Below are 2,672 nucleotides of genomic sequence, written 5' to 3' on the forward strand. Positions count from 1 at the left end.
CTTCAGAATGCGCTTCTTCAGCTATATCACCCGTTAAGGCAATAACCTTACTGCCTAGGGTTTCACAATCCTGCTTTGTCAGTGTTAAGCCTTCTTCGTTGAAGTCAGCTAGCACTAAGTTCGCTCCGCGCTTGGCTAACTCTTCGGCTAGGCTTTTACCAAAGCCACTGGCAGCGCCGGTAATCAATGCTACCTTTTCTGAAAAATCTAGTAGGTTATCCATAGTTTATCTCTGAATTAATAGGTATTACTAAAACTAAAAAATGAATTCACCACAGATAACACCGAGCGCTTTGCTTCACAGAGAAGACAAAAAAAAGTACATATTATTATACAAATATTTTCTCGGTGTAGGCCTCAGGCTGCTCTGTGATCTCGGTGATTACATTTTTTAATTTAGATCGTTAGTCCACCATCAACGACAATACACTCGCCGTTGGTGTAGGAGCTTGCATCAGATACGAGGTAAAGTACCGTACCTGCCATTTCTTCTGGCTCTGCATGACGATGCATAGGAATCATCTGCATTGCGGCTTTGTGCATTTTCTCATTAGCAAATAACGCCCCGGCAAACTTGGTTTTAGTCAGGCCAGGCAAAATAGCATTACAACGGATACCCAGCGGTGCACATTCCTTCGCGAAGGCTTTAGTCATATTGATAACCGCCGCTTTGGTAATAGAATAAATCCCCTGCATCATGCCGGGCTGTAAGCCATTAACTGAAGCAGTATTGACGATGGCACCACCGCCATTTTTCTTCATCAATTTGCCTGCAGCGACTGACATAAAAAAGTAACCACGGATATTTACATCAACAGTTTTATCATAGGCCGCTAGGTCTGTATCAAGAATATGGCCAAAGTATGGGTTGGCTGCTGCATTGTTAACTAGAATATCGAGCTTGCCGTGCTTGCTTTCGATATGAGCAAAGCATGATTCAATCTGCCCCATATCACCGACATGGCATGCTAAGGCTTCAGCGGAACCACCCGCCTCAGTAATCGCATCGGCAACCAACTGGCAGTCATCTACCTTGCGGCTTGAAACAATAACGTGTGCGCCCTGCTCTGCTAATAGCTTCGCAATCGCTTCACCGATACCACGACTTGCGCCCGTTACCAGTGCAACTTTTCCTGTTAGATCAAATAAATTTGTAGCCATGTTTTTACCTATTAGTTCTAGAAAATATTTAAACACTAAGCACTTAAACCACCGAGAATACAGAGCGCTTCGCGTCACAGAGAAAAGATAAACACTCAACCTAAGTTCTAATACCTTCTCTGTGGAGGCCGCAGGCCGCTCGGTGTGCTCTGTGGTGGAATCAATCGAGTCTGACCCCTTTGATTAACCATATTACTCCGCTACCACAACAACCTTACCTTTAACCTCTCGGTTAAAGACTTTGGCTAATGCCTCTTTTGTGTTTGCTAAAGTAAAGACTTCATCGGTGACAACCGATACTTTGCCATCTTTATGCCAGGCAAAAAGCTCCTGCATATTTTGCAGGAAGACCATAGGTTCATGCATGACGAAGCTGCCCCAAAATACACCTATCACACTGTATTCTTTCACCAAGGCGAGATTAACTGGTAGCTTGGGAATGGTGCCTGATGCAAAGCCGATGACAAGCAAACGACCATTGCGAGCCATCGCTCTTGTGCAAGCATCAAATGCCTCGCCACCAACCGGATCGTAAACGACATCTACGCCCTTGCCTTTTGTCAGATCTTTTAGCGCTTGCTTGAGATCTTGTTCCTTATAGTTAACCAGCTCATCGGCACCTTGTTCCTTGGCGATTTCTAGCTTATCTTGAGAGGAACACACTGCAATAACCTTGGCCCCCATCGCCTTGCCGATTTGCACGGCAGCTAAGCCTGTTCCGCCTGCTGCACCCAGCACGACTAGCGTTTCACCTGACTTCAATCGAGCGCGTTGCTTTAAGGCATGATGAGCCGTGCCATGAGCACACATGATATTGGCGGCATCAATATCATTCATCTCATCGGGAATAGGCATGACTAACTTTGAATTAACAACCGCCTGCTCAGCAAAGCCTCCATATTTTTGGCTGCTACAGATTAGTCGCTGGCCAACCTTCAAGTGCTTAACCCCTTCGCCAAGCGATTCCACCTCGCCACAAAATTCCATACCGGGTATAAAGGGGCGCTCAGGTTGAACTTGATACAAGCCTTGCACTAAAAGGCCATCAGGGAAGTTAACGCCTGTCGCTTTAACGTTAATACGAACTTCGCCTTTAGCCGGCTCAGGCGCTTCGACGTCTTTAAATACCAAGGTATCTATAGGACCAAACTCTTCACATACGATTGCTTTCATTTATATTTCCTAATTTTGGAAAATCTATTTGTAGGCAGAGGGGTCAACCCCGTGCTAGTCCGCTAGCGAGCCATGTAAGGCTCTGCCTACATTAGCTTTCTTCTTTAATCACGGCCAACGCGCCCATTGCCAGAAGTGGCACATAAGCTCCGACTTTACCGGCCTGTTTACTGGAAGCGTTTCCGTCTAATGCTCGTTTCGCGACGCCTTGTGCGATCGCGGCTAAACGGAAGAAGCTAAAGGCTAGATAGAATGCCCAGTGATCAATCTTGTCGATTCCCATACGTTTGCAATATCGTGCAACATATTCTTTTTCAGTTGGAATACCTAGGCTTGTG

At 45.9% G+C, this 2,672-nt stretch carries 3 protein-coding genes and 1 pseudogene; all 4 read right to left on the bottom strand.

Annotated elements, in window-relative coordinates:
• The coding region (locus tag A3757_RS18380) for an SDR family NAD(P)-dependent oxidoreductase (protein WP_156506406.1) at positions 1-223 on the bottom strand (223 nt) is incomplete at its 3' end.
• Positions 224-396: 173 nt separating this feature from the next.
• Positions 397-1,161 (bottom strand): SDR family oxidoreductase, encoded by a 765-nt coding sequence (locus tag A3757_RS18385; RefSeq protein WP_068506705.1) that lies wholly within the window; start codon positions 1,159-1,161, stop codon positions 397-399.
• Between the two features lie 192 nt (positions 1,162-1,353).
• Positions 1,354-2,334 (bottom strand): NADPH:quinone oxidoreductase family protein, encoded by a 981-nt coding sequence (locus tag A3757_RS18390; protein ID WP_068506707.1) that lies wholly within the window; start codon positions 2,332-2,334, stop codon positions 1,354-1,356.
• A gap of 91 nt (positions 2,335-2,425) precedes the next feature.
• Positions 2,426-2,672 (bottom strand): annotated as a pseudogene (locus A3757_RS26975) (phosphotransferase family protein); the annotation flags it as partial.

Source organism: Oleiphilus sp. HI0117 (assembly GCF_001635235.1).